The sequence below is a fragment of the Mesorhizobium sp. WSM4815 genome (assembly GCF_055811575.1).
Genome location: NZ_JBVVQS010000102.1, coordinates 804,105 through 826,195, shown reverse-complemented (window position 1 = coordinate 826,195; position 22,091 = coordinate 804,105). Strand labels below are relative to the sequence as shown.

General features: G+C 61.5%; 17 protein-coding genes. 12 read left to right on the top strand and 5 right to left on the bottom strand.

All coding sequences use genetic code 11. The features are described from left to right. Positions 1–683 precede the first annotated feature (683 nt). Positions 684–1,646 (top strand): DUF429 domain-containing protein, encoded by a 963-nt coding sequence (locus tag AC0L2B_RS32630; RefSeq protein WP_473748244.1) that lies wholly within the window; start codon positions 684–686, stop codon positions 1,644–1,646. 78 nt (positions 1,647–1,724) lie between these two features. On the opposite strand, the gene AC0L2B_RS32625 is transcribed toward AC0L2B_RS32630, so the two are convergent. Continuing rightward, positions 1,725–2,360: a recombinase family protein gene (locus tag AC0L2B_RS32625; protein ID WP_473748243.1), complete on the bottom strand. Its 636-nt coding sequence runs from the start codon at positions 2,358–2,360 to the stop codon at positions 1,725–1,727. A gap of 192 nt (positions 2,361–2,552) precedes the next feature. Between AC0L2B_RS32625 and AC0L2B_RS32620 the strand changes: the two genes are divergently transcribed. The 4 genes from AC0L2B_RS32620 to AC0L2B_RS32605 all read left to right on the top strand — a co-directional run bounded on the left by AC0L2B_RS32620 (position 2,553) and on the right by AC0L2B_RS32605 (position 7,192). Further along, positions 2,553–2,957: a hypothetical protein gene (locus AC0L2B_RS32620; RefSeq protein WP_473748242.1), complete on the top strand. Its 405-nt coding sequence runs from the start codon at positions 2,553–2,555 to the stop codon at positions 2,955–2,957. Between the two features lie 579 nt (positions 2,958–3,536). After that, positions 3,537–5,177, top strand: coding sequence for a P-loop ATPase, Sll1717 family (locus AC0L2B_RS32615; RefSeq protein WP_473748241.1), 1,641 nt, complete (start codon positions 3,537–3,539; stop codon positions 5,175–5,177). A 435-nt stretch (positions 5,178–5,612) separates the two neighbouring features. After that, entirely contained in the window at positions 5,613–6,053 is a 441-nt protein-coding gene (locus AC0L2B_RS32610; RefSeq protein ID WP_128177700.1) for a hypothetical protein, read from the top strand. 794 nt (positions 6,054–6,847) lie between these two features. Continuing rightward, positions 6,848–7,192 (top strand): hypothetical protein, encoded by a 345-nt coding sequence (locus tag AC0L2B_RS32605; protein WP_036263803.1) that lies wholly within the window; start codon positions 6,848–6,850, stop codon positions 7,190–7,192. A gap of 10 nt (positions 7,193–7,202) precedes the next feature. Here the strand turns inward: AC0L2B_RS32605 and ggt are convergent, their stop codons facing one another. The 3 genes from ggt to AC0L2B_RS32590 form a co-directional block, all read right to left on the bottom strand. Continuing rightward, a complete protein-coding gene (gene ggt, locus AC0L2B_RS32600; protein ID WP_473748240.1) occupies positions 7,203–8,936 on the bottom strand; it encodes a gamma-glutamyltransferase in 1,734 nt (577 codons plus the stop codon). A gap of 362 nt (positions 8,937–9,298) precedes the next feature. Then, a complete protein-coding gene (gene rhaI / locus AC0L2B_RS32595; RefSeq protein ID WP_473748239.1) occupies positions 9,299–10,591 on the bottom strand; it encodes an L-rhamnose catabolism isomerase in 1,293 nt (430 codons plus the stop codon). Positions 10,592–10,769: 178 nt separating this feature from the next. Further along, entirely contained in the window at positions 10,770–12,872 is a 2,103-nt protein-coding gene (locus tag AC0L2B_RS32590) for a bifunctional rhamnulose-1-phosphate aldolase/short-chain dehydrogenase (protein WP_473748238.1), read from the bottom strand. A 191-nt stretch (positions 12,873–13,063) separates the two neighbouring features. Between AC0L2B_RS32590 and AC0L2B_RS32585 the strand changes: the two genes are divergently transcribed. The 7 genes from AC0L2B_RS32585 (at position 13,064) to AC0L2B_RS32555 (ending at position 20,196) form a co-directional block, all read left to right on the top strand. Next, positions 13,064–13,873: a DeoR/GlpR family DNA-binding transcription regulator gene (locus tag AC0L2B_RS32585; protein WP_473748237.1), complete on the top strand. Its 810-nt coding sequence runs from the start codon at positions 13,064–13,066 to the stop codon at positions 13,871–13,873. Between the two features lie 46 nt (positions 13,874–13,919). After that, positions 13,920–14,915 (top strand): rhamnose ABC transporter substrate-binding protein, encoded by a 996-nt coding sequence (gene rhaS / locus AC0L2B_RS32580; protein ID WP_023803287.1) that lies wholly within the window; start codon positions 13,920–13,922, stop codon positions 14,913–14,915. An 83-nt stretch (positions 14,916–14,998) separates the two neighbouring features. Further along, positions 14,999–16,540: a sugar ABC transporter ATP-binding protein gene (locus tag AC0L2B_RS32575; protein ID WP_473748236.1), complete on the top strand. Its 1,542-nt coding sequence runs from the start codon at positions 14,999–15,001 to the stop codon at positions 16,538–16,540. After that, complete coding sequence (locus AC0L2B_RS32570; RefSeq protein WP_473748235.1) at positions 16,537–17,514, top strand: ABC transporter permease; 978 nt, start codon at positions 16,537–16,539, stop codon at positions 17,512–17,514. Before AC0L2B_RS32575 ends, AC0L2B_RS32570 begins: the two co-directional genes overlap by 4 nt. Next, positions 17,511–18,512, top strand: coding sequence for an ABC transporter permease (locus AC0L2B_RS32565; RefSeq protein WP_023803290.1), 1,002 nt, complete (start codon positions 17,511–17,513; stop codon positions 18,510–18,512). The genes AC0L2B_RS32570 and AC0L2B_RS32565 overlap by 4 nt, the downstream gene beginning before the upstream one ends. After that, positions 18,512–18,829 carry an L-rhamnose mutarotase gene (locus AC0L2B_RS32560; RefSeq protein ID WP_473748234.1) on the top strand — a complete coding sequence of 106 codons (318 nt, stop codon included), beginning with the start codon at positions 18,512–18,514 and terminating at the stop codon, positions 18,827–18,829. The genes AC0L2B_RS32565 and AC0L2B_RS32560 overlap by 1 nt, the downstream gene beginning before the upstream one ends. After that, positions 18,826–20,196, top strand: a complete 1,371-nt coding sequence (locus AC0L2B_RS32555) for an FGGY-family carbohydrate kinase (protein WP_473748233.1) — start codon at positions 18,826–18,828, stop codon at positions 20,194–20,196. The genes AC0L2B_RS32560 and AC0L2B_RS32555 overlap by 4 nt, the downstream gene beginning before the upstream one ends. Here AC0L2B_RS32555 and AC0L2B_RS32550 read toward each other — a convergent pair whose 3' ends face one another. Beyond that, positions 20,197–22,023, bottom strand: coding sequence for an alanine racemase (locus tag AC0L2B_RS32550; protein WP_473748232.1), 1,827 nt, complete (start codon positions 22,021–22,023; stop codon positions 20,197–20,199). Positions 22,024–22,091 lie beyond the last annotated feature (68 nt).

The window sequence follows — 22,091 nt, the reverse complement described above, 5'->3', positions numbered from 1 at the left end:
AGCTCGCTGCGCCTGATGGCGGACTGCTCGACATCGCCCTGGCGCCGTAATTGGCTCTTGTGGCGCCGACAGTGCGGGCTGAAGCGGGAAGACGTAGGTGCGCCGCAGTGTGCAGCGCGACATGTTCGCATTCATTTCTCCTAATATTTGTATCCGCCCCCAAGTTCACAGGGACGGAAGGTTGAAAAAAGGCCGAGTTTCCCCGACCATGATTTGTTGGTTTTCAGTCGCCGCCGGGTGTCGTCCTGACCTGCCCGGTTCACGGTTCCCCCTCGGGATGTAAGCCCTTGGTTCCGCTCCCGCTCCGGAGGCTAATCCGGATTGGCGGCAAACGCGGCACTCGCATGTCTGGCAAAGTTGCCAGTCCCGAATACTAGCCCGCTTCCATTTTATGGTTCGGCCGGGGATCATCGTCTTGCCCCGTACGGTCCCGCTGACGGCCCCTAAAGGCACGTCAGGCATGGCTGCAATCGACCGGGCTGTTCGCAGTACAGCCAAACTGGTTTTGGATTGGGGCTCTTGGGCCGGGGCCGCTTGAGCGGGTTGGACTTCGGGGTGGTTCAGCGGTCAGGACTAGCCCACCGCTCGGGTATGCGTGGCGCCAATATGGGGCCATCCGGACACAATGTCAATCTTTAAGTAGCTGAATTCGTTAGATTATTCTGCACAGGAAACCTAATCCAGTGCGGAGCCTTGCAGCACAAGGCATTGGCGGGCTCGTTGTGCCCCAAGGGTGCCTGAAAAAAGTTGATGGCGCCGACATCATTGCCCATAGTTGTCTTTCGGAGGAGGACGATTTGCGAGCGGTCTTGGGAATAGATGCGGCCTGGACGTCGACCCAGCCGAGCGGCGTTGCACTGGCGGTTGAGGTCCCCGGCGGCTGGCATTTACGAGCAGCGGCGTCCTCTTACAGCGCCTTCTGTGCGCTTCCAGAGAGCACGACGACGCGACCCGGCTTGATCGGAGGTGCTTCCGAAGCGTTAGAGGCAGCCCACGCCTTGGCGGGACGCCCGGTCGATCTGGTCGCGGTCGACATGCCGCTTTCGCGAACGCCCATCGTATCTCGCCGCGCAAGCGACGATGCTGTCTCTCGGGCGTACGGAGGGCGATGGGCCGGAACGCATACGCCGAGCGCCGTCCGCCCCGGCGCCGTAAGTGACACTCTGCGGGCCGCCCTTGAGCACATAGGCTACCAGCTGCGCACCTCTGGGCTCGTCTCTCACGGCCTAATTGAGGTCTATCCCCACCCAGCTCTCATCGAGTTCGCTTCTGCCGAGCGGCGTCTTCCGTACAAGTTTGGCAACCGACGCAGCTACTGGCCCGACCAGCCCTCGACGGTCCGCAGCCTCAACATCTTTCGCGAGATGAAGGGTATTGCGTCCCTGATGGAAAACGAAATCTCGGGCGTGGAAGCGGCGATGCCAGAACTCGACTATGCGAAAGCGAGCGGGCGAGAGTGGAAAGCCTACGAAGACATGCTTGACGCCGTGGTCTGCGCGGCGGTCGCGATTTGCGTGTTGGAGGGACGCGCGGTGCCCTTCGGCGATGACAAGTCTGCGATTTGGATACCAAAGCCGGGGAGTGCCAGATCGCGCGTGAAACGGGCCACCCCCGAAGCATTCTCTACCGGCCCACGATCATCCTGATAACCGCAACTGCTCCGCAAATTCCGTAGAGGACCATGAAGGTCATTGCTAGTGTGTAGGCCATTGCTGTGCTCTCCTTCACATGCCCCAAGCCGCGAGCGCCTTCTCGGCCGCCGCAGGGTCTTCCTTGATCCGCAGCACGGTCTGCCGCGTAAGCCCTGACGACTTGGCAACGGCGGACGTGCCGTGTCCCTGCGCGAGCATGTCAGTGACAGCCCGTAGCGCGGCCCTGTCGTAGCTGGGCTTGCGGCCTCTATAGCGGTCCTCCTGCGCCCGAGCGGCCTCTATGCCTGCCCGCTGGGCCTCCTTCGTGGCCTCGGCCTGTGCTTGGGCGGTCGCGGCCATGAAGGCAATGAGTGCGTCCCTCACGGCTTGCTGCATCGGGTCTGTAGTTGCCCCGTCGAAGGTCATGGAATTGATCACCGTGCGGACAACCACGCCCTTGCGCATGAACTCCCGGATTGTGTCGCAAACGTCCTGATAGTTGCGGCCAAGCCGGTCCACCCAGCGCACCACAAGCGTATCGCCCCGGCGCAGCATGTCCCGCAGCCTTCGGCCCTCGGGGCGCTCGGCAAGCGTAGTGCTCACCCCGGACACCCCATGGTCGGCCACTACCTCGTCAATGGTGAACCCGGCGGCCTCCGCATGGGTCCGTTGGTGATCGAGCGCCTGGTCGGCAGTCGATACGCGGGCATAAAGAATGGTCTTGGACATGTGCTACTCGGTGTCCGTTAGCGTGATGTACGCTGACTAACTTGTCCGTTGAGCTATGTCAACCCTAACGGACAGCGTTCCGGACACTGCCATGTCTGTACGCTGGGCTATACCCTAGTGGACAGCCGCGGATTTCTTGGTCTTTACATGCTTGCCCCCCTGGCGGCACAGTCGGAAATGGGAGGGGCCGACATGCTGGTGCTGTGTCACGAATGCCAACAAAAGCTAAGTCTGAAGGCAGCAACTTGCCCACACTGCGGCTATCCTTATCGCAATGAGCGCACGGAGCGGATAGACGGGCAACGTGTTCGCCTGTCGAATGAGGACGCCGCTTGCTTGGACAAAAAGGATGCGGAGGAAGCACAAGTCGCTAGGCAGGAGAAAGAGACAAGAGAGCAGGAGAGAAAGGCTAGCGAGCAGGCAGAAACGGCCGAGCGCAACAAACATTCGGCAGATCGTGAGACTTATGCTCTGTATGCACAACGCTCTAGTCCTGAAGGGCGCCGAAGCGCGGCCGTCAATATCATGATCATGATACTTCTGCCTGCTCTCGTTATTGCGTTGGCGTGGTTAGTTGGGCGGCCAACCGGAGGATAGGTGCATGCTAATCACTTGGCCCTTGCCAGTTGTGCCTGACAAAGCGCCTAGTAGGCGTGTGTCTAATTCCAACGTTCGTTGTGCTGACAAATAGAGCGTGGCTGGAGCGCCGTTCGGGTCCGGACGGTACATTCTACCTTCCGGACCCTTGAAGCCACTCCAGCCGCTACCGGGCATGAAAGAGGCCTATTGGTGGCCGAAGGTGCGAGCGCGGAACGACCCCCACCGGGGGTATCGCGCCGCTGCAACTGTCGAGTTCGACCCCTCGGATTTTTCCTTCATTTTGAGACGCCCCCTTCAGGGCCACTTCTGGTCAATCGGCGGGCAGCACTAGACGCCTTCTTCCTTCGCTACCTTTGCCAACACGCGCCCCAGTTCATCCGGCGTGATCTTGCCCTGCAGGTGCCCATACAGCCGGCCACGGCCTTCGGAGGGCGCAGAAGTCAGCGCTGTATTCTCCGTGAGGCCCCTGCCAAAGGCCGCCGGCAAAGTCGGTGACCACAAAACGTGTGCAGAGGCGACATTGGGCGGTTGCAGCCGAAACCGCGCATGTGCACTATGTCCTCAGGGGGAGAAGCCGTGGCACGAAATAATCACCTTATAACGAGAGACATTCGTGTTGGAAAAAACGCGGCCGAAGAAGACGAAGATCTTCTCTATGAGTGTTTCGTCGGCAACTCTGCCTTATCGGAGACGCTTGATGTCACGAGAAATGCGTCGATACTGTCCGGCCGGACGGGCTCCGGAAAAAGCGCCATTATCCAGTATATAACGCGGACCAAAAATGCTGCATTTATATCACCAAGCGAGATGGCGATGACGCATATCGCGAATTCTGACATATTGCGGTTTCTCCACGACATTGGCGCTGATTTAAACCTTTTCTTCCAAGCAGTTTGGAAGCACGCGCTGCTGGTGGAGTTCATTCGGTTACGATACAAAATTCGCGATGAGCAACAGTCTCAGAATTGGTTCTCTTCGATCTATGATCGCGTCAAAGGCGACAAAAGCAAAAGCCGGGCGATAGAATATCTGCGTGATTACGCGGGAAGCCTATGGATTGAGATGGATGAAAATCTTCGACAATTCACTCAGTCATACGAAAAGAAGTTTCAGGCGGAGCTCGGCATTGACGTGTCTAAGTTCGCCACGAAGGCAGGGTACGGCGCTAACTTAAGCCAACAAAACAAGAGTGAATTTATAGCTCGGGTTAGAAAGGTGATGAATTCTGAGCAATTGCAGGACCTTTCCAGAGTTATCGCGCTGCTTGCCGAACGAACTGATAACGAAAAATACTACATGTTGGTCGATCATCTGGATGAGCGGTGGATAGATGATAGTTTGAAGTACCGGATGATCAACTCCCTTGTCGAAGCTCTTACGAAATTCCGGACAATTCGCAATCTAAAGGTCATAGTAGCTCTTAGGTCTGACGTAATCGAACGATCAATCCAAGAAAACGCAGACAGCGGTTTTCAGAGGGAGAAGTTCCGAGACTATGTGGTCGCCATAGAATGGGATGAAAAGAAACTTAAGGAACTCATAGACAAACGAATAGGCTTGTCGTTCCGCAGAAAATATTCCCCACAACGACAAGTGCTTTTTGAGGACGTTTTTGCTGATAAAATTCGCAACCAGATGCCGTTCGATTATCTACTGGAGAGAACCCTGCTGCGCCCAAGAGACTTGATCTCTTTTGTAAACGAATGCTTTAAACTTGCGGAGAATAAGAGCAGCATATCGCCGAGCGATGTCTACGCCGCCGAGACAAGTTATTCCCAGTTTAGGTATGAGGCGCTGGTAGACGAATGGAGGGTCGCTTTCCCTTCTCTAGCGGCGGCGCTTGAAATTCTCCGCACCAAAGAGGTGTCATTTAAGCTCTCTGGCCTAGACGATGGGGAGGTTGACCACATCGCGCTGGAGGCGGTGGGCCAAGGAAAAGCGGCTACTGACCCGCTAACAAGGTCGGCGGTTGCACACTGTGACACCAACACCGACTACAGCCGGAAGCAGTTTGTGAGAACCGCAGCAGCGGTCTTATACAGGGTGGGTGCCGTAGGTCTGAAGCTTTCACCGGATGAGCCCTTTATGTACTCTCATCGTGGCCGCCCGATAGTTGGCGTGCAAGAGGTCGGTGACGAGGCCAGCGCCAGGGTGGTCAAAATGTTGCACTCCTTCTTCCGGATCAACGAGAAGCCTCGATCAAAGCTTCGGGCTTAGCACGGGCTTGTTTATCTTTCTCGATCAGCTAGCATCCTAAGGCGCGGTACACATTCGCACCGCGAGAGGTCCACAATAGCGGAATGAGGCCACAACGTCGGTTCAGGCTAAGCACCTGTAAATCAAAGAGAAATCAGGCTTTCGCCTACGGTTTGATTTTGGTTCCCTAATCCGCCTCTGGGCACCATTTTTCCAAGGCAATTTCAGCAAGTTGCGCATAACGCCCGCTTGGCTGAAATCGGTTGGGGGAATTCAGGTCGCCGTGTTGCGGCAGGTTGCGTAGCGGTTCTCGGCGACCTCCAATCATTTTTCCCGCGCCCGACCGGGCCGGCACTGCCGAAACTGTTTGCTCGCATTGGGCGAATGACGGATTTGATTTGCTTGGTGATCCCCTATCCTTAGGGCAAACTGCCCGCTGGGGCTCCAGGAGGCGAAATGAGAGCACGCGCAGCAACGGTTGGAGATCTGGAAAGTGTTTTCCGTGATCTGTCGAAGCGGATATCGGACGAGTACGTCGCGGCCGGCAAGGACAGCAAGATCGCCTACGACAATCTGATGATGAACTTGAAGGAAGGCCGTGCTCATGCGCTCGTGCAGGGCGAAAAAACCGTAGCGCTCATCGCCTGGCACGAGAATAGCGACGCTGCCGATACGCTGTTCGCCGCGCAGGAAGATTTCTTCAGCGCCGCGACCGTTCGCTTCTGCAAGCGGCACATTCGCCATATCCAGGCGCTTGCAGGCAACCTCCCCATTCACTCGCGCAGCTGGCTGCAGAGACCGGACGTCGCAAAATGGTTCCGGATAATCGGTTATGTCGAGCGGGGCCAGGAGAATGGCGCCCATCTGTTCGAACTGCCGCCGGCTCCCGCCGCCTGACAAATCTCGGCGGGCTGCGAAACGCTGCCGCAACCGGTAGCCACGTTCGGGGCCGATGCTCTAGCCAAAAAGGCCCGCCGCTCCATTTGCGAAGCGGCGAGGCCCGATATTCGGGAACGACTTCCGGGCCGTTGCCCCGGCATTGGTTACTGTGCAATTCAGGTGCCAGACGGGTTGACCGATAATGGGACACCGCACCGGGAAAGCGCGAACCATCTTCCGCGATCACACCACTGCCATACCGCGCCATTCCTTGCTATGTTTGCTCGCGGCGGACCTGATTTCCGCTTGGCCGGCGCCCATCAGGCAATCTACCCCAACGCCCCCCCAAGGTGGCGCCGGCCACTCTTCACCACCAACCCAATCTTCGCCGCCGGCCCAATCTTGGCCACCGGCCCAATCTTCGCCACCGGCAACGTCACGCGCGGCCAGGCCGAAGCCAGGACAGCGGTTCTGCTCCAGAGCGGCGGCCTTTCATGTCAAAACGCCCTGACTGGCGATTCCAGTGCGACAGATCGCCTAGAGCGGCAGCACGATCCGACCTGAAGCGCGTCGCGTTTGACCGGCGACGCGCTTCAGGTTGTTGTTTTTTTGCATGTCGTTACCGCAAAACCGCTGCACACCCTCGGGTCAGGCCCGAGGGCATGCTTGTGCGCGACATGCATTAAATCCAAAAAGACGGTAGCAAGCCGCGGCCAGAAAGTGTTGAAGACCGTGCCGATGGCATTGAACGCGTCGCGATCCGGTTGCACTCGGCAAGGCTTGATGATTTGTTGCCGCTTCAAGGAGAATGAATGATGCACGAGCCTGCCGGTCAAGACGAATATGGGTCGGCCAGCCCCTTCGACCCGGACGACCTGACGACGTTGAACGTGATGGGTCCGGGTGTGGCCAGCAACGATTTCGAGAAATACGCGGTCGCCGTGATCATCGTGTTCGGCGCCCTCATCATTGGCGGCTTGATGGCCGCAAACCTTGCCCTGGGGCACCGCAACGGCTTCCTGTACGCGCTTGGCGGCGCCACCGCGGCGTGGATATCGGGAAATGCGCTGCTGCTCGATCGGCCGCGTATCTATGCCTTGTTCGTCGGCATCGCGGCGGTGATGCTGATTGCGTCCACCATCACGCTGGTCATCTGACCGAAAGAAATTAATATCCGATCGCCTCGCCGGACGCGGCGCGGCTGTCGATGGCGCCATTGTAGCGGGCGCCGCCGCCCTTTTCGATCTCGGCCAGGCTCTTGCCGCCGACCAGGATACCGGCCGCCTGACCCCAGGTCGCATCGGTGACGTCGAGGCGGTAGCCCATCCCGGCAAGCAGTTTTTCGGTATCGGGCGACAGGCCGAACGGTTCGACATAGACCGTGTCGGGCAGCCATTGGTGATGGATGCGCGGCGCGTCGATCGCCTCCTGGATGTTCATGCCGTGATCGACGACATTGACGATCGCTGCCAGCGTGATGGTGATGATGCGCGATCCGCCGGGGCTGCCGATAACCATGAACGGCTTGCCTTCCTTGGCGACGATGGTCGGGCTCATCGACGACAGCGGCGTCTTCCTCGGGGCGATCGCATTCGCCTCGCCCTGGACGAGGCCGTAGAGATTGGGCACGCCCGGCTTCTGGGTGAAATCGTCCATCTCGTTGTTGAGCAGGATGCCGGTGCCGTCGGCGACGACGGCGGCGCCGAACGAGCCGTTCAGCGTATAGGTCACCGCGACGGCGTTGCCTTCATTGTCGACGATCGAATAATGCGTCGTCTCCTGGCTCTCGCCAAAACCCTTCGGCATCAGATCCTGCGACACGCCGGCCCGGAACGGATCGATCTTTTCGCGGATTTCTTTCGCATAGTTCTTGTCGAGCAGCTTTTCGACCGGATTGTCGACGAAGTCGGGATCGCCGAGCGCCGAATTGCGGTCGACATAGGCATGGCGCATCGCCTCGACCATGACTTTGACGGTTTCGGCAGAACCCGCGCCGAGATAGGACAGCGGATAGAATTCCAACACGTTGAGGATCTCGCAGATGATGACGCCGCCCGAGCTCGGCGGCGGCGAGGAGGTGATCTCATAGCCGCGGTAATTGCAGGTCACCGGCTCGAGTTCGCGGATCGCGTAGGTCTCGAAATCCGCCTTGGCCAGAATGCCGCCCTTCTGCGCGCTCGCCTTGACGATGCCGTCGGCGATCGGTCCTTTGTAGAAGGCATCACGACCTCGTTCCGAGATGGCCGAGAGCGAGGCGGCGAGATCGGCCTGGACAAGGCGCTCGCCGACGGCATAGGGCTTGCCGTCAGGCTTCAGGAAGATGGCGGCCGCGGCCGGGTCCTTGGCCAGCCGCGCGGCGCCGCCTTCGAGCGAGGCGACATCGCCCTGCTCCAGCACAAAACCATCCCGGGCATAGCGGATGGCCGGCGCCATCAAGTCCTGCCGCGTCAGCGTGCCGTATTTTTCCCGTGCGGTCTCGAAGCCTGCCACCGAGCCCGGCACGCCGACAGCGAGATAGCCGTCGAGGCTGGCGCCTTTCACCGGCTTGCCGTCCTTGTCGAGATACATGGTTTTCGTCGAGGCGAGCGGCGCGCGCTCGCGGAAATCGAGGAACGTCGAGCGGCCGTCCTTGAAGCGGATGGTCATGAAGCCGCCACCGCCGATATTGCCGGCGTTTGGATAGACCACAGCCAGTGCGTAGCCGACGGCGACCGCGGCATCGACGGCGTTGCCGCCCTTCTTCAGCACCTCGACGCCGACTTCAGACGCCAGATGCTGGGCGGTCACCACCATGCCATGCTCGCCCTTCGCCGGCTGCGGCGAGGCGGCTAATGCGGCCGCCAGCGGCGCAAAGGTCAAGGTGAGGGAAAGACTGAGTGCGATTAGGGTGCGGCGGTGCATGGCCGTTCTCCGATGCGTGGGATGCGCCTAGAAAAGCCGTTTGGAGCGGGCGAGTCTACTGACAATAAGGAAGATTTCGGCGGGCTTGCACGCCTGCGCCGGTTCGGTTCGTAACCACAGTTGCGATCTTCGGCTGATGTAACGGCATGGATCCTAGGATCTCCGCGACGTCGCTTCGCTCCTGCTCCGCCCTAGGATGACGAAGGCGTGTTGGCTTGTAGCTAATCGCAGATGGCGGAGATTTGGCAGTTGCGTCGCAGCGTAGGTAGGCTGATGACAAGCGAAGGCTTTCGAAATTAGCCGACGCCTCTCGCATCGCGCCGCGACCCGCCTCAGGCGGGTTTTTTTGTTTCAAGCCGACATCAAACAATCCCACCGCTGCCGCCGGCAACCGGCGGCCGTTCCGCCGCGATTTTGGCTCGGTAGCCGGCGGCACGATAGGTGGCGACCGGATCGATGGCGCCGCCCGTGTTCACCCGCGCCATGGCGAGGATCGGCTCGACGTCGGTGCGATAGGCGGACTTCAGCGTCTGCGTCGCCATCAGCGCGTCGTTGGCATCCTGATAGCCTTCCAGCGCCTGGCGATCGACCAGCAGCGCCTGCGCATAGGCGCGCTGCACCTCGACCGCCGACAACATCAGGCTTTCGATCGGGTCGGTGACATTGTGGCTCTGGTCGAGCATGTGAGCCGGATCAAAACCTTCGGCACCGGCAAGCTCGGCATCGACCAGCTCGTTAAAGACGAGGAACAGCCGGTAGGGATCGATCGAGCCGGCATCGAGATCGTCGTCGCCATATTTCGAATCGTTGAAATGGAAGCCGCCGAGTTTCTTGAACTGGATCAGCCGCGACACGATCATCTCGATATTGACGTTGGGCGCATGATGGCCGAGGTCGACCAGGCAAAAGGCCTTGTCGCCGAGCTCTTTGGCGATGATGTAGTTGGTGCCCCAATCCTGCACGACCGTCGAATAGAAGGCCGGCTCGTACATTTTGTGCTCGGTGAACAGCTTCCAGTCGTCAGGCAGCGCGGCGTAGATCTCCTTCATTGCGTCGAGATAACGCTCGAACGCCTTGGCGAAATTGACCTGGCCCGGGAAATTCGAGCCGTCGCCGATCCACACCGTCAGCGCCTTGGAGCCCAGCTTCTTGCCGATCTCGATGCATTCGAGATTGTGCTCGACCGCCTGCCGGCGGGTGCCGGCGTCGGCATGCGACAGCGAGCCGAATTTATAGGACAGTTTTTGGTCCTTGGCGTCGGAGAAGGTGTTGGAGTTCATGGCGTCGAAGCCGAGGCCGAAGCGCGAGGCCGCCTGTTTCAGCCGGTTCGGGTCGGCCGTGTCCCAGGGAATGTGCAGCGAGACGGTGGGTGTCGCCTGCGTCAACTGCCGGATGACGGCGCAGTCCTCGATCTTGTCGAAGATATCGCGCGGCTCGCCGGCGCCGGGAAAGCGGGCAAAGCGGGTGCCACCGGTGCCGACGCCCCAGGACGGGATCGCCACGGCGAATTTTTCGACCTTGCCGCGGATGGCGTCGACGGCGATGCCGCGGCGGTCGAGGCGTTCGCCGAGCGCATCGTAATCGCGCTTGAGCTCGGCCGCGCGCGCGAGATTGCCCTTGTCGACGATGTCGGCGGAGATGATGGTTTCGGACATGGTGCTTCCTCCCAAATGCGTTCGGTTGGCGCTGCCCCTCATCCGCCTGCCGGCACCTTCTCCCCGTATAGCGACGGGGAGAAGGACAAGCGTGTCCGGCATTGGCGACCCCCTCTCCCCGTTCTTCACGGGGAGAGGGTAAGGGTGAGGGGCAGCGCCACCCTCAAAAAATGATCGCCTAGCGCGTAAAACTCTGGGCGTTGCCGGCGTCGACATTGACGATATTGCCGGTCGACTTGGCCGACATGTCGGAGGCGAAGAAATAGATCGCCTCGGCGATGTCTTCGGGGAACACCGAACGCTTCAGCATCGAGCGTGAGCGGTAGTGTTCCTCGAGGTCGTCAGTCGACATCTTGTAGGCGGCGGCGCGCTGTTCCTTCCACTCGCCGGTCCAGATCTTCGAGCCGCGCAGCACGGCGTCGGGATTGACGACATTGACCCTGATCTGGGCCTCCGCGCCTTCCAGCGCCAGGCAGCGCGCCAGATGGATTTCGGCGGCCTTGGCCGTGCAATAGGCGGCGGCATTGGGCGATGCGGCAAGCCCGTTCTTGGAGGCGACGAAGACGACATTGCCGCCGATCTTCTGCGCCCGAAACAGCCGGAATGCTTCGCGCGACGCGAGGAAATAGCCGGTCGACAAGATGTCCATGTTCTTGTTCCACAGCGCCAGCGTCGTCTCCTCGATCGGCGCCGAGGTTGCCAGGCCGGCATTCGACACCAGGATGTCGATGCCGCCGAACTCGACCGCCGTCTCGGCGAAACCGGAGATCACCTGGTCCTCTGACGTGACGTCGATCACCACCGGCCGCACGAAATCCTTGCCATGGGCCTTGGTCAATTCGTCATTGGCGCTGGCAAGGGCGGTCTCGTCGATGTCGGCCAGCACGACGCAGGCGCCCTCGCGCAGCAACCGGTTGGCCGTCGCCCGGCCGATGCCGCCGGCGCCGCCGGTGACCAGCGCGATCTGGCCGGCAAGCGATTTCGGCTTGGGCAGGCGCTGCAGCTTTGCCTCTTCGAGCAGCCAGTATTCGATGTCGAAGGCTTCCTGCTCGGGCAGGCCGACATAGGTCGACACTGTCGAGGCACCGCGCATGACATTGATGGCATTGACGTAGAATTCGCCCGAAATGCGCGCCGTCGCCTTGTCGCCGGCGAAGGTGAACATGCCGACGCCGGGCATCAGATAGACCACGGCGTTCGGATCACGCACCGGCGGCGAATCCGCATGCTTGCACCTGTCATAATAGGCCTGGTAGCCAACGCGATACTCCGCCAGATCGTCGGCGAGACGGGCGATGACGGCGTCGACATCAGAATTTTTGGGGTCGAATTCGATGACCAGCGGCCGGATCTTGGTGCGCAGGAAATGATCCGGGCAGGAGGTGCCGAGCGCCGCCAGCGGGCGCAAATCCTTCGAGTTGACGAATTCGAGCACGGCCGGCGAATCGTCGAAATGGCCGAGCTTGTGGCTTTTCTCCGAGATCAGGCCGCGGATCCTCGGCATCAGCCTTGCCGCCACGGCGCGACGCGCCGGCGCATCGAGCGATTTGACGACTTCGCCGCCGAAGATCGGCTTGCCTTCAGACTTGCGCTCGAACCAGCCGATCGCCTGGTTGATCACCGAGATCGTCGTCTCGTAGCATTCCTTTGGAGTGTCGCCCCAGGTGAACAGGCCATGGCTTGCCAGCACAACGCCCTTGGCCTCAGGGTTTTCGGAGCAGAATTTTTCCAGCCACAGGCCGAGCTCGAAGCCCGGACGCTTCCATGGCAGCCAGCCGATCGCGTCACCGAAGATCTCCCTGGTCAGCGCCTGCGAATCCTTGGCGGCGGCAATCGCGATGATGGCGTCGGGATGCATGTGGTCGACATGCGGCTTCGGCACGAAGGCGTGCAGCGGCGTGTCGATCGAGGCCGCGCGAGGGTTAAGATTGAAGGTGCAATGGGGCAGATAGGCGACCATCTCGTCCTCATGCTCGAGGCCGCGATAGAGACCCTTCAGCGCGCGCAACTTGTCCATGTAGAGGGTGGCGAAACCGTCTGTTTTAATCGAGGCGCTGTCGCCGCCCGAGCCCTTCACCCACAGCACTTCCACGCTTTCGCCGGTGAGCGGATCCTTTTGCCAGATCTTGGAAGAGGTGTTGCCGCCGCCATAGTTGGTGACGCGCTTGTCGGAGCCAAGAACATTCGAGCGATAGACGAGACGTTCCGGCTCGCTCATTCCCAGGGCTGTCGCCTCATCCCAAAGATTGGCGAGGCGCGTGCCGGAGCGCTTGTCAAGCATAGGTAATCCTCCCGTGACGTGAGACGCGCAAACGGTGCGGTCCCTTTGGGCCGAATTTCTACGCAAGCGGCGGCGTTGTCAATCACAAACGATCAACATCGATCATATTGCACTGCACAATGAATTTATCTGATCGGAAATGATTGACACTGCGCGTTTTGAGTGCCTAGATGTGCTGGCAGGGAGGAACCATGCACGAAAAAGAGCGCCACAGGATCATTTTGTCCGCCGTCCAGGAAAAGCCTGTGGTGACGGTGCAGGAGATGGTCGACCTGACGGACTCGTCCGAGGCGACGATCCGGCGCGACATCGCCGCACTGCATGTGCAAAAGCGCCTGCGCCGGGTGCGTGGCGGCGCCGAGGCGATCACCCCGCCGCAATTCATCGGCCTTGCCGGCCGGCCTTTTTCCGTCAACGAGACGATCAACGCTGCGCAGAAGCGGGCGATCGCGCGGGACGCCGTGGAACTGTGCAAGGACGGCGAGCCGATCATCATCAATGGCGGCACCACCACCTTCCAGATGGTGCATTTCCTGACCGGTCGCCGCATGCCGATCTTCACCAATTCCTTTCCGATCGCCGAGCACCTGCTCAAGCACTCCAAGAACACGGTGATGCTGTCGGGCGGCACCATCTACCGCGAGCAGAACATCATCCTGTCGCCCTTCGACAATGACGTGACGCGCAATTTCTATGCGCGCCGCATGTTCATGGGCGCGCAAGGGCTCGGGCCACTCGGCCTGATGGAAGGCGATCCGCTGCTGATCCAGGCCGAGCAGAAACTGATCGATCAGGCCGACGAACTGGTGGTGCTGGTCGACTCGTCAAAATTCCGCAAACGCTCGAGCCTGATCCTGTGCGGCCTGTCGCGCATTGCCACGGTCATCACCGACGACGGCATCGAGGATCGCGAGGCCAAGATGTTGGAGGAGGCCGGTGTGACGCTGGTCGTCGCCCGCATAACGGCAGGCAATAGGGAAGAATCTTCGCTGCAGGCCTGAGGGTTCGCAGCGGCGATGGAATGCAACGCTCAAGGGAGGATATTCGATGAGCTTTCTGAAGAAATTGATGGTTACGGCGGCGTTCTCCGCCGCCATCTTCGTGAATGCGGCCTATGCCGAGAACGTCAAGATCGCGCTGGTGGTGAAGTCGCTCGGCAACGGCTTCTTCGATGCCGCCAACAAGGGCGCCGAAGAGGCGGCCAAGGAACTCGGCGACGTCGATATCATCTACACCGGCCCGACCAAGGCGACCGCCGAAGCGCAGATCGAGGTGATCAATTCGCTGATCGCCCAAAAGGTCAACGCGATCGCCATTTCGGCCAATGACGCCGACGCGCTGGTGCCGGCGCTGAAGAAGGCGATGGATCGCGGCATCACCGTCATTTCGTGGGATTCCGGCGTCGCTCCGGAAGGCCGCCAACTCCACCTCAACCCCTCGGACACCAACCTGATCGGCGAGACCATCATCAAGCTTGCCGCCGACTATCTGCCGGAAGGCGGCGATGTCGCCATACTGTCGGCTTCGTCGACCGCGACCAACCAGAACGCCTGGATCGAAGCGGCCAAGAAGGTGCTGCCGGAGAAATTCCCCAAGATCAATCTCGTCGCCACCGTCTATGGCGACGACGACTCGGCCAAGAGCACGGACGAGGCCAAGGGCCTGCTGAAATCCTATCCGAACCTCAAGGCGATCATCGCACCGACCACCGTCGGCGTCGTGGCCGCCGCCCAGGTGGTGACCGACCAGGGCCTGATCGGCAAGGTCAATGTCACCGGCCTGGCGCTGCCGTCGGAGTTCAAGAAGTTCATCGACAACGGCGCCAGCCAGGCTGTCGCACTGTGGAACCCGATCGATCTCGGCTACTCGGCCGTCTACCTCGCCCATGATCTGGCGGTGAAGAAGGAAGAAGCCAAGCCGGGTGCGACGCTGTCGATCGGCCGTGTCGGCAAGGTCACCCTCGACGACACCAACTCGGCCGCGATGGCTCCGCCCTTCAAGTTCGACAAGTCGAACATCGAAGAGTTCTCCAAGATCTATTGATCCTGGAGCCCTTCAAGCCGGCGCGGCGGAGCTCAAGTTCCGCCGCGTCCTCAAACGGACCTGCTTAAGGGCTTGATACGACTATGGACACGACAGCCCAACTCGACCCGACCACTGAGCAGCCTTTGGCTGCGGCTCCGCGCCTGACCCTGGCCGGCATCTCGAAGAGTTTTCCCGGCGTGCGCGCGCTGCATGATGTCAGCCTGTCGCTCTACCCCGGCCAGGTGACCGCGCTGATCGGTGAGAACGGCGCCGGCAAGTCGACGCTGGTCAAGATCATGACAGGCATCTACCAGCCTGATACAGGCACGATCAGCATCGATGGCCAGGCCGTGACCTTGCCCAGCGCGCATGCCGCCTTCGGGCACGGCATCACCGCCATCCACCAGGAAACCGTGCTGTTCGACGACCTGACGGTGGCCGAGAACATCTTTCTCGGCCATGCGCCGCGATCGCGCCTCGGCACCATCGACTGGCGCACCATGCGCAAGAATGCCCGTGAAGTACTGAACACCATGGGCGCCGGCCACATCGACGCCGATGCGCGGCTGAAGGATCTCGGCATCGCCAACAAGCACCTCGTCGCAGTCGCCCGCGCCATGTCGATCGACGCCCAGATCGTCATTATGGACGAGCCGACCGCAGCGCTGTCGCTGAAGGAGATCGAGGAGCTGTTTTTGCTGGTCGAGTTCCTGAAGAGCGAAGGCAAGGCGATCCTGTTCATCAGCCACAAGTTCGACGAGATCTATCGCATCGCCGATCGTTACACGGTGTTCCGCGACGGCGAGATGGTCGGCGAAGGCCTGATCAGGGATGCCGGCCAGAGCCAGATCGTGCGCATGATGGTCGGCCGCGCCGTCGATCACATCTTTCCGCAACGCAAGGCCGAGATCGGCGCGCCGGTGCTTGCCGTCTCCGGCCTGTCGCACCCGACCGAGTTCGACGACATCGGCTTCGAGCTGCACAGAGGCGAGATCCTCGGCTTCTACGGCCTTGTCGGCGCCGGGCGCAGCGAGGTGATGCAGGCGATATCAGGCATCACCCGCACCAGCAGCGGCACCATCACGCTGGAAGGCAAGACGATCATGCCGAAATCGGCGGCGGATTCGATCGACGCCGGCATCGTCTACGTGCCGGAAGAGCGCGGCAAGCAAGGCGTGGTGATCGGCCTGCCGATCTTCCAGAATATCTCGCTGCCCTCGCTCAAGCGGACGTCCAAATCAGGTGTGTTGCAGCTGGCCGAAGAGTTCGCGCTAGCCCGTGCCTACACCGAGCGGCTCGACCTGCGCGCCGCCTCGCTCAGCCAGGATGTCGGCACGCTGTCGGGCGGCAACCAGCAGAAGATCGTCATCGCCAAATGGCTGGCGACCGCGCCCAAGGTGATCATCCTCGACGAGCCCACCAAAGGCATCGACATCGGCTCGAAGGCCGCCGTGCACGGCTTCATGGCTGAGCTGGTCGCTCAAGGGTTGTCGGTGATCATGGTGTCTTCCGAACTGCCCGAGATCCTCGGTATGTCCGACCGGGTCGTCGTCATGCGCGAGGGCCGCATCGCCTCGGTCTATGACAACAAGGGGCTCGACGCCGAAACGCTGGTCAAGACGGCAGCAGGGATCGCGGCATGAAGGTTTTTCTCAAATATCGCGAAGTCTGGCTGCTCGCGGCAATCGTCGTGCTGATCGGGCTGATCTCGATGCGCTTTCCGGGCTTTGCCACCTTCGGCAATCTGCGCCAGGTGTTCAACGACACCTCGATCCTGATGATCCTGGCGCTGGGGCAGATGGTGGTGATCCTGACCCGCTCGATCGACCTGTCGATGGCGTCGAACCTGTGCTTCACCGGCATGGTGGTGGCGATGCTGAACGCCGCGCATCCGGCAATCCCAATCCCGCTGCTGATCGTCATCGCACTTCTGATCGGTCTGGTGCTCGGCGCGATCAACGGCCTGCTGGTATGGCGGCTGAACATTCCCTCGATCGTGGTGACGCTCGGCACGCTCACCATCTATCGCGGCGCCACCTTCGTCATTTCAGGCGGCGCCTGGGTCAATGCCGATCAGATGAGCCCTGATTTCATCGGCCTGCAGCGCGCGGCCTTTCTCGGCATTCCAGTGCTGTCGTGGATCGCCATACTGGTCATCGCCTTGTTCTTCCTGTTGATGACGCGCACCGCGCTCGGCCGCTCGATCTATGCCATCGGCGTCAATCCGACAGCATCGATCTACGCCGGCATCGATGTCGGCCGCACCAAGTTCATCGTCTTCTGCATCTCGGGGATGGCCGCCGGTCTGTGCGGCTATCTCTGGATCTCGCGCTATGTCATCGCCTCGGTCGAGGTCGCCAATGGCTACGAGCTCAACATCATCGCCGCCTGCGTCATCGGCGGCATCTCGATCGCCGGCGGCATCGGCTCGGTCGGTGGCGCGGTGCTTGGTGCGCTGTTCCTCGGCATCATCTCCAACGCGCTGCCGGTCATCAACATCTCGCCGTTCTGGCAGATGGCGATTTCGGGCAGCGCTATCATCCTGGCCGTTGTGCTCAACGCGCGCGGCGAACGCCGGCAAGGCCGCATTATTCTCAAGAAGGCGGAAGCGGCATGACCGACACCCCAGCCCCGCGCCACATTCCCGACCGGCTCGACACGCCGCTCAACTCGGCGATCTTCTCGTGGGAGGCGCTGCTGGTCGCGGTGGCGGTCGCCATCTTCGCCGTCAACAGCTTCGCCTCGCCCTATTTCCTCGACGCGTGGTCGCTGTCGGACCTGACCTTCAACTTCACCGAGAAGGCGCTGATCGCGCTTGCCATGGCGTTGCTGATCATTTCCGGCGAGATCGACCTGTCGGTCGCCGCCATCATTGCGCTTGCCTCGACGATGATGGGCATGGCGGTGCAGGCCGGCGCCGGCACGCCGGTGCTGGTGGCGATCGGCATCCTGGTCGGGCTCGGCTGCGGCGCCTTCAACGGGCTGCTCGTCACCAGGCTCGGCCTCCCGTCGATCGTCGTCACCATCGGCACGATGAGCCTGTTTCGCGGCATCGCCTTCATCGTCCTCGGCGACCAGGCCTACAAAGGCTATCCCTCCAGCTTCGCCTTCTTCGGCCAGGGCTATGTCTGGTGGGTGGTGTCGTTCGAGCTGACGCTGTTCCTCGTCGCGGCGGTCATCTACTGGTTCCTTCTGCACCGGACCAGCTTCGGCCGCCGCGTCTTCGCAATCGGCAACAACCCGGTCGCGGCACAGTTTTCCGGCGTGCGTGTCGGCCGCATCAAGTTCATCCTGTTCTGCCTGACCGGGCTGATGGCGGGCATCGCCTCGGTGCTGATCACCTCGCGGCTCGGCTCGACCCGGCCATCGATCGCGCAAGGCTATGAATTGGAAGTCATCACCATGGTGGTGCTGGGTGGTGTCAGCATCCTGGGCGGCGCCGGCAGCATTTTGGGCGTGGTGCTCGCCGCCTTCATCATGGGGCTGGTGACTTTCGGCCTCGGGCTGCTCAATGTGCCGGGCATCGTCATGTCGATCTTCATCGGCCTGCTGCTGATCATCGTCATCGCGCTGCCGATCGTCTGGCGGCGGGTGCGGCGGGAGCGTTTTACCTGATGGCCGAGAAATACGCGTTCAAGATGAAGCTCAATCCCGGCATGAGGGCCGAATACAAAAGGCGTCATGACGACATCTCGCCGTCGCTGGCCGCACTGCTGAAACAGGCCGGCGTTTCCGACTATTCGATCCATCTCGACGATGAGACCAACACCTTGTTCGGCGTGCTGTGGCGGCGCGACGGCCACGGCATGGACGACCTGCCGAAGCACAAGGTGATGCAGCGCTGGTGGGCTGAAATGGCCGACATCATGGAGACCGGGCCTGATAACGAGCCGGTGGCAGTGCCGCTGGAAACAATGTTCCATATGGAATGACCCGCTACGTCGCCGTCATCGATATCGGCAAGACCAACGCCAAGGTGGCGCTGGTCGATCTCGCCGATGTACGCGAAATCGCGCTGCGCCGCATGGCGAACGCGCCTGTCCTTGACGGTCCCTACCCGCACCACGATGTTGAGCTTCTGTGGTCGTTCATCCTCGACAGCCTCGCCGAGATCAATCGCGAACAGCGCATCGACGCGATATCGATCACCACCCATGGCGCGACGGGCGTGCTGGTGGACACTGCCGGCGAGTTGGCGCTGCCGGTGCTCGACTATGAATTTGCCGGGCCCGACACCCTTGCCGAGGACTATGACACGAACCGTCCGGCCTTCGCCGAGACGGGCACGCCGCGCCTGCCGGTCGGCCTCAATCTCGGCGCGCAGCTGTTCTGGCAGCAGAAGCGCTTCCCGGCGGAGTTCGCCAAGTCCGCCGCGATACTGATGTACCCGCAATACTGGGCCTTGCGCCTGACCGGCGTCGCCGCCAACGAAGTGACTTCGCTTGGCTGCCACACCGATCTGTGGAACCCGTGGAAGGCCGATTTTTCGTCGCTGGTCGACAAGATGCAATGGCGTCATCTGATGGCGCCGGTGCGGCCGGCGAAAGATCGCCTTGGCCCGATCCTGCCCGCGCTTGCGATACGGACCGGGCTTGATCCGCAAACGCCGGTGTTTTGCGGCTTGCACGATTCCAACGCCTCGCTGCTGCCGCACCTCCTGTCCGATACGCCGCCGTTCTCGGTCGTCTCGACCGGCACCTGGGTGGTGTCGATGGCGGTTGGCGGCAACAAGATCGCGCTCGACCCGGCCCGCGACACGCTCGTCAACGTCAACGCGCTCGGTGATCCGGTGCCGTCGGCGCGTTTCATGGGCGGCCGTGAGTTTTCGCTGCTGAGGGAAGGCCAATCGGAAGACTGGACCGAAGCGGATATCGCCACAGTGCTCGCGCGGAAGACGTCCCTGCTGCCTTCGACCCAACAGGGTTCGGGGCCGTTCCCGCATCACAGGGCAGCATGGCTCGACGCCGACGGCATCAACGGCGGCCAGCGCTTTGCCGCCATCTCTTTCCACCTGGCGCTGATGACCGCGACCTGCCTCGAACTGATCGACGCCGGCGGCCCGACGACCGTCGAGGGGCCGTTCGCCCGCAACCGGCTTTTCACGCGCATGCTCGCTGCAGCGACGGCGCGTGCCGTCATCGCGTCCGATGCGGCCACCGGCACCAGCATCGGCGCTGCCTTGCTGGCGTCGGACCAAAGAAAAATCCAAGGCAAAGGCGAAAGGGTCGAACTGCCAGCCGACCCGGCCTGGGCGGATTATGCACGTTCATGGCGCGCGGCGGTCGACGCACAGGGCTGATCACAAAATCCGCTTGCCAAACGCCGACATGACGAAATTGACCGTTTCCGCCGCCAATCGCCGTTCCAGACCTGATGTCAGGCCGGAAACGTCCATCGACAACAGCCCGCCGGACAACGCGATCGCCTCCATCGCCTGATGCGTTTCGCGCACCGTGATGCCGCCGGAGCCCGCCGCCCAGCCGGCGAATTCGGTCACCTCAGGCGAATAGCTGACATGAAAGCCTTGCGTGCCGGAGGAGGCGATGCGGATCGCCTCGTGCATCACATCGCGCATGCCCATGGCGTCGATGTCGGTCATGGTGAAGGCGCAGACGCGCGAATCCTTCAGCACCCGGGCCTCGGCCGGATCTGCATGGCGGAGCCCGATGATGACGACATTTTCCGGCGAGAGCTGCGGCTGCAGCGCGCCGGGCTTGTGATCGAGACCCAGCGCCCGCGCCAGCACCGAACGTTCCGGCAGGTCGATGCCATCCTCTTCCTCGGGCATGAGCGCGGCGATGGAATCGATCCAGATCAGGCCAAACGAGTGCGTCGCCCGCGCGGTCGCCGTCAGCGCCTTGTGGGCGATGCGCCGGTCGCTGCCGGCGGTGAGCCGGACCAGGCCGGACGGCGGCCGCTCGATATCGGCCAGTTCGACGACATCGAAATTCATCGCCTCCAGCCGGGCGCCGGTCACCTCCCTGGCGAGGATGCCGGCGGCCGCCGGTTCGGCTGAAATCGACACCATCTTGCGGCCGGAGAAATCCTCGACATCGTGCATCGGGGCCTTTTCGACATATTCCGAGGTCATTGCCAGCAGCATGGCGCCATAGCTCATGCGGAAGGCGACACGATCGCCGACGGCGGGTGGCGGCTCGGCATCGGTCACGTCGAGAAGCAGATGGTCGCTGGAGGCGCCAAGCACCCGCACGCCCTTGACAATCGGCGTCAAACCTTCGATCAAGACATCCTCGCGGCCGATATTGGCGATGGCGCGCAACCGGTCGCCATCGTCGGCAAACACCGGCTGGTTGCCGAAAGCGTCGTAGCCGGATTGGCCGATCGGCCGCGACGGCTTCAACTTGACCTCGATGATGTCGCTGGTCAGCCGGCAGGCATCGGGTTCGAGTTCGGCCCACGGCGTCTCGCGGAAGGTTTCGACGCCACCCTGAAGGATCGCCTCGCCGACCCGCAGATTGTTGATGCCGGCGGGCAGCCTGCCTTCGAGCAGCAGCGTCAGCGACGATGACGCGCCGCCCGAGATCCAGTCGAGCCTTGCGCCGGACAGGCGCTCGGTCTTGTAGGCATGGGCGACGAGCTGTCCAAGATTTTCCTGCGTCGGCATGATGGCGCCGAAGCAGCCGAGATTGGTGCCGATGCCGGCGATGCGCACGCCGCTGAGCGCCAGTATCTGTTCGACCGTCGGAATGAGGTCGTTCGGCCAGATGCCTTCCCTGAGGTCGCCAAGATCGATCATCAGCATGATGTCGTGGACGCGGTCCATACGCTCGGCGATGCGCGATAGTTCGCGGATGGTGGCGAGTTCGGATTGCAGGCTGATGTCGACGGTGCGCACAACCTCCTCGATGCGTGCCATCGGCGGACTGCGCAGCAGCATGATCGGGGCATTGATACCGCTTTCGCGCAGCCGGCGGATGTTTTCGAACCGCGATTCGGCGATGCCGGCGACGCCGCCGCGCAGCATGGCGCGCGCCACCTGCGGCATGCCGCAGGTGCCCTTGGTAACGCCGAATACCCTGATGCCGGACAGGGCGCAGCGGTCGACGACGGTGCGCGCATTGCGCTCGATGCGGCCAAGGTCGATGGCGACTTGCGGTCCCGACATTTTTCTACTCAGAATTTGTGCACGGTATTAGACGCATTTATCTTCCCGGTGCCGACACGACGGTTAAT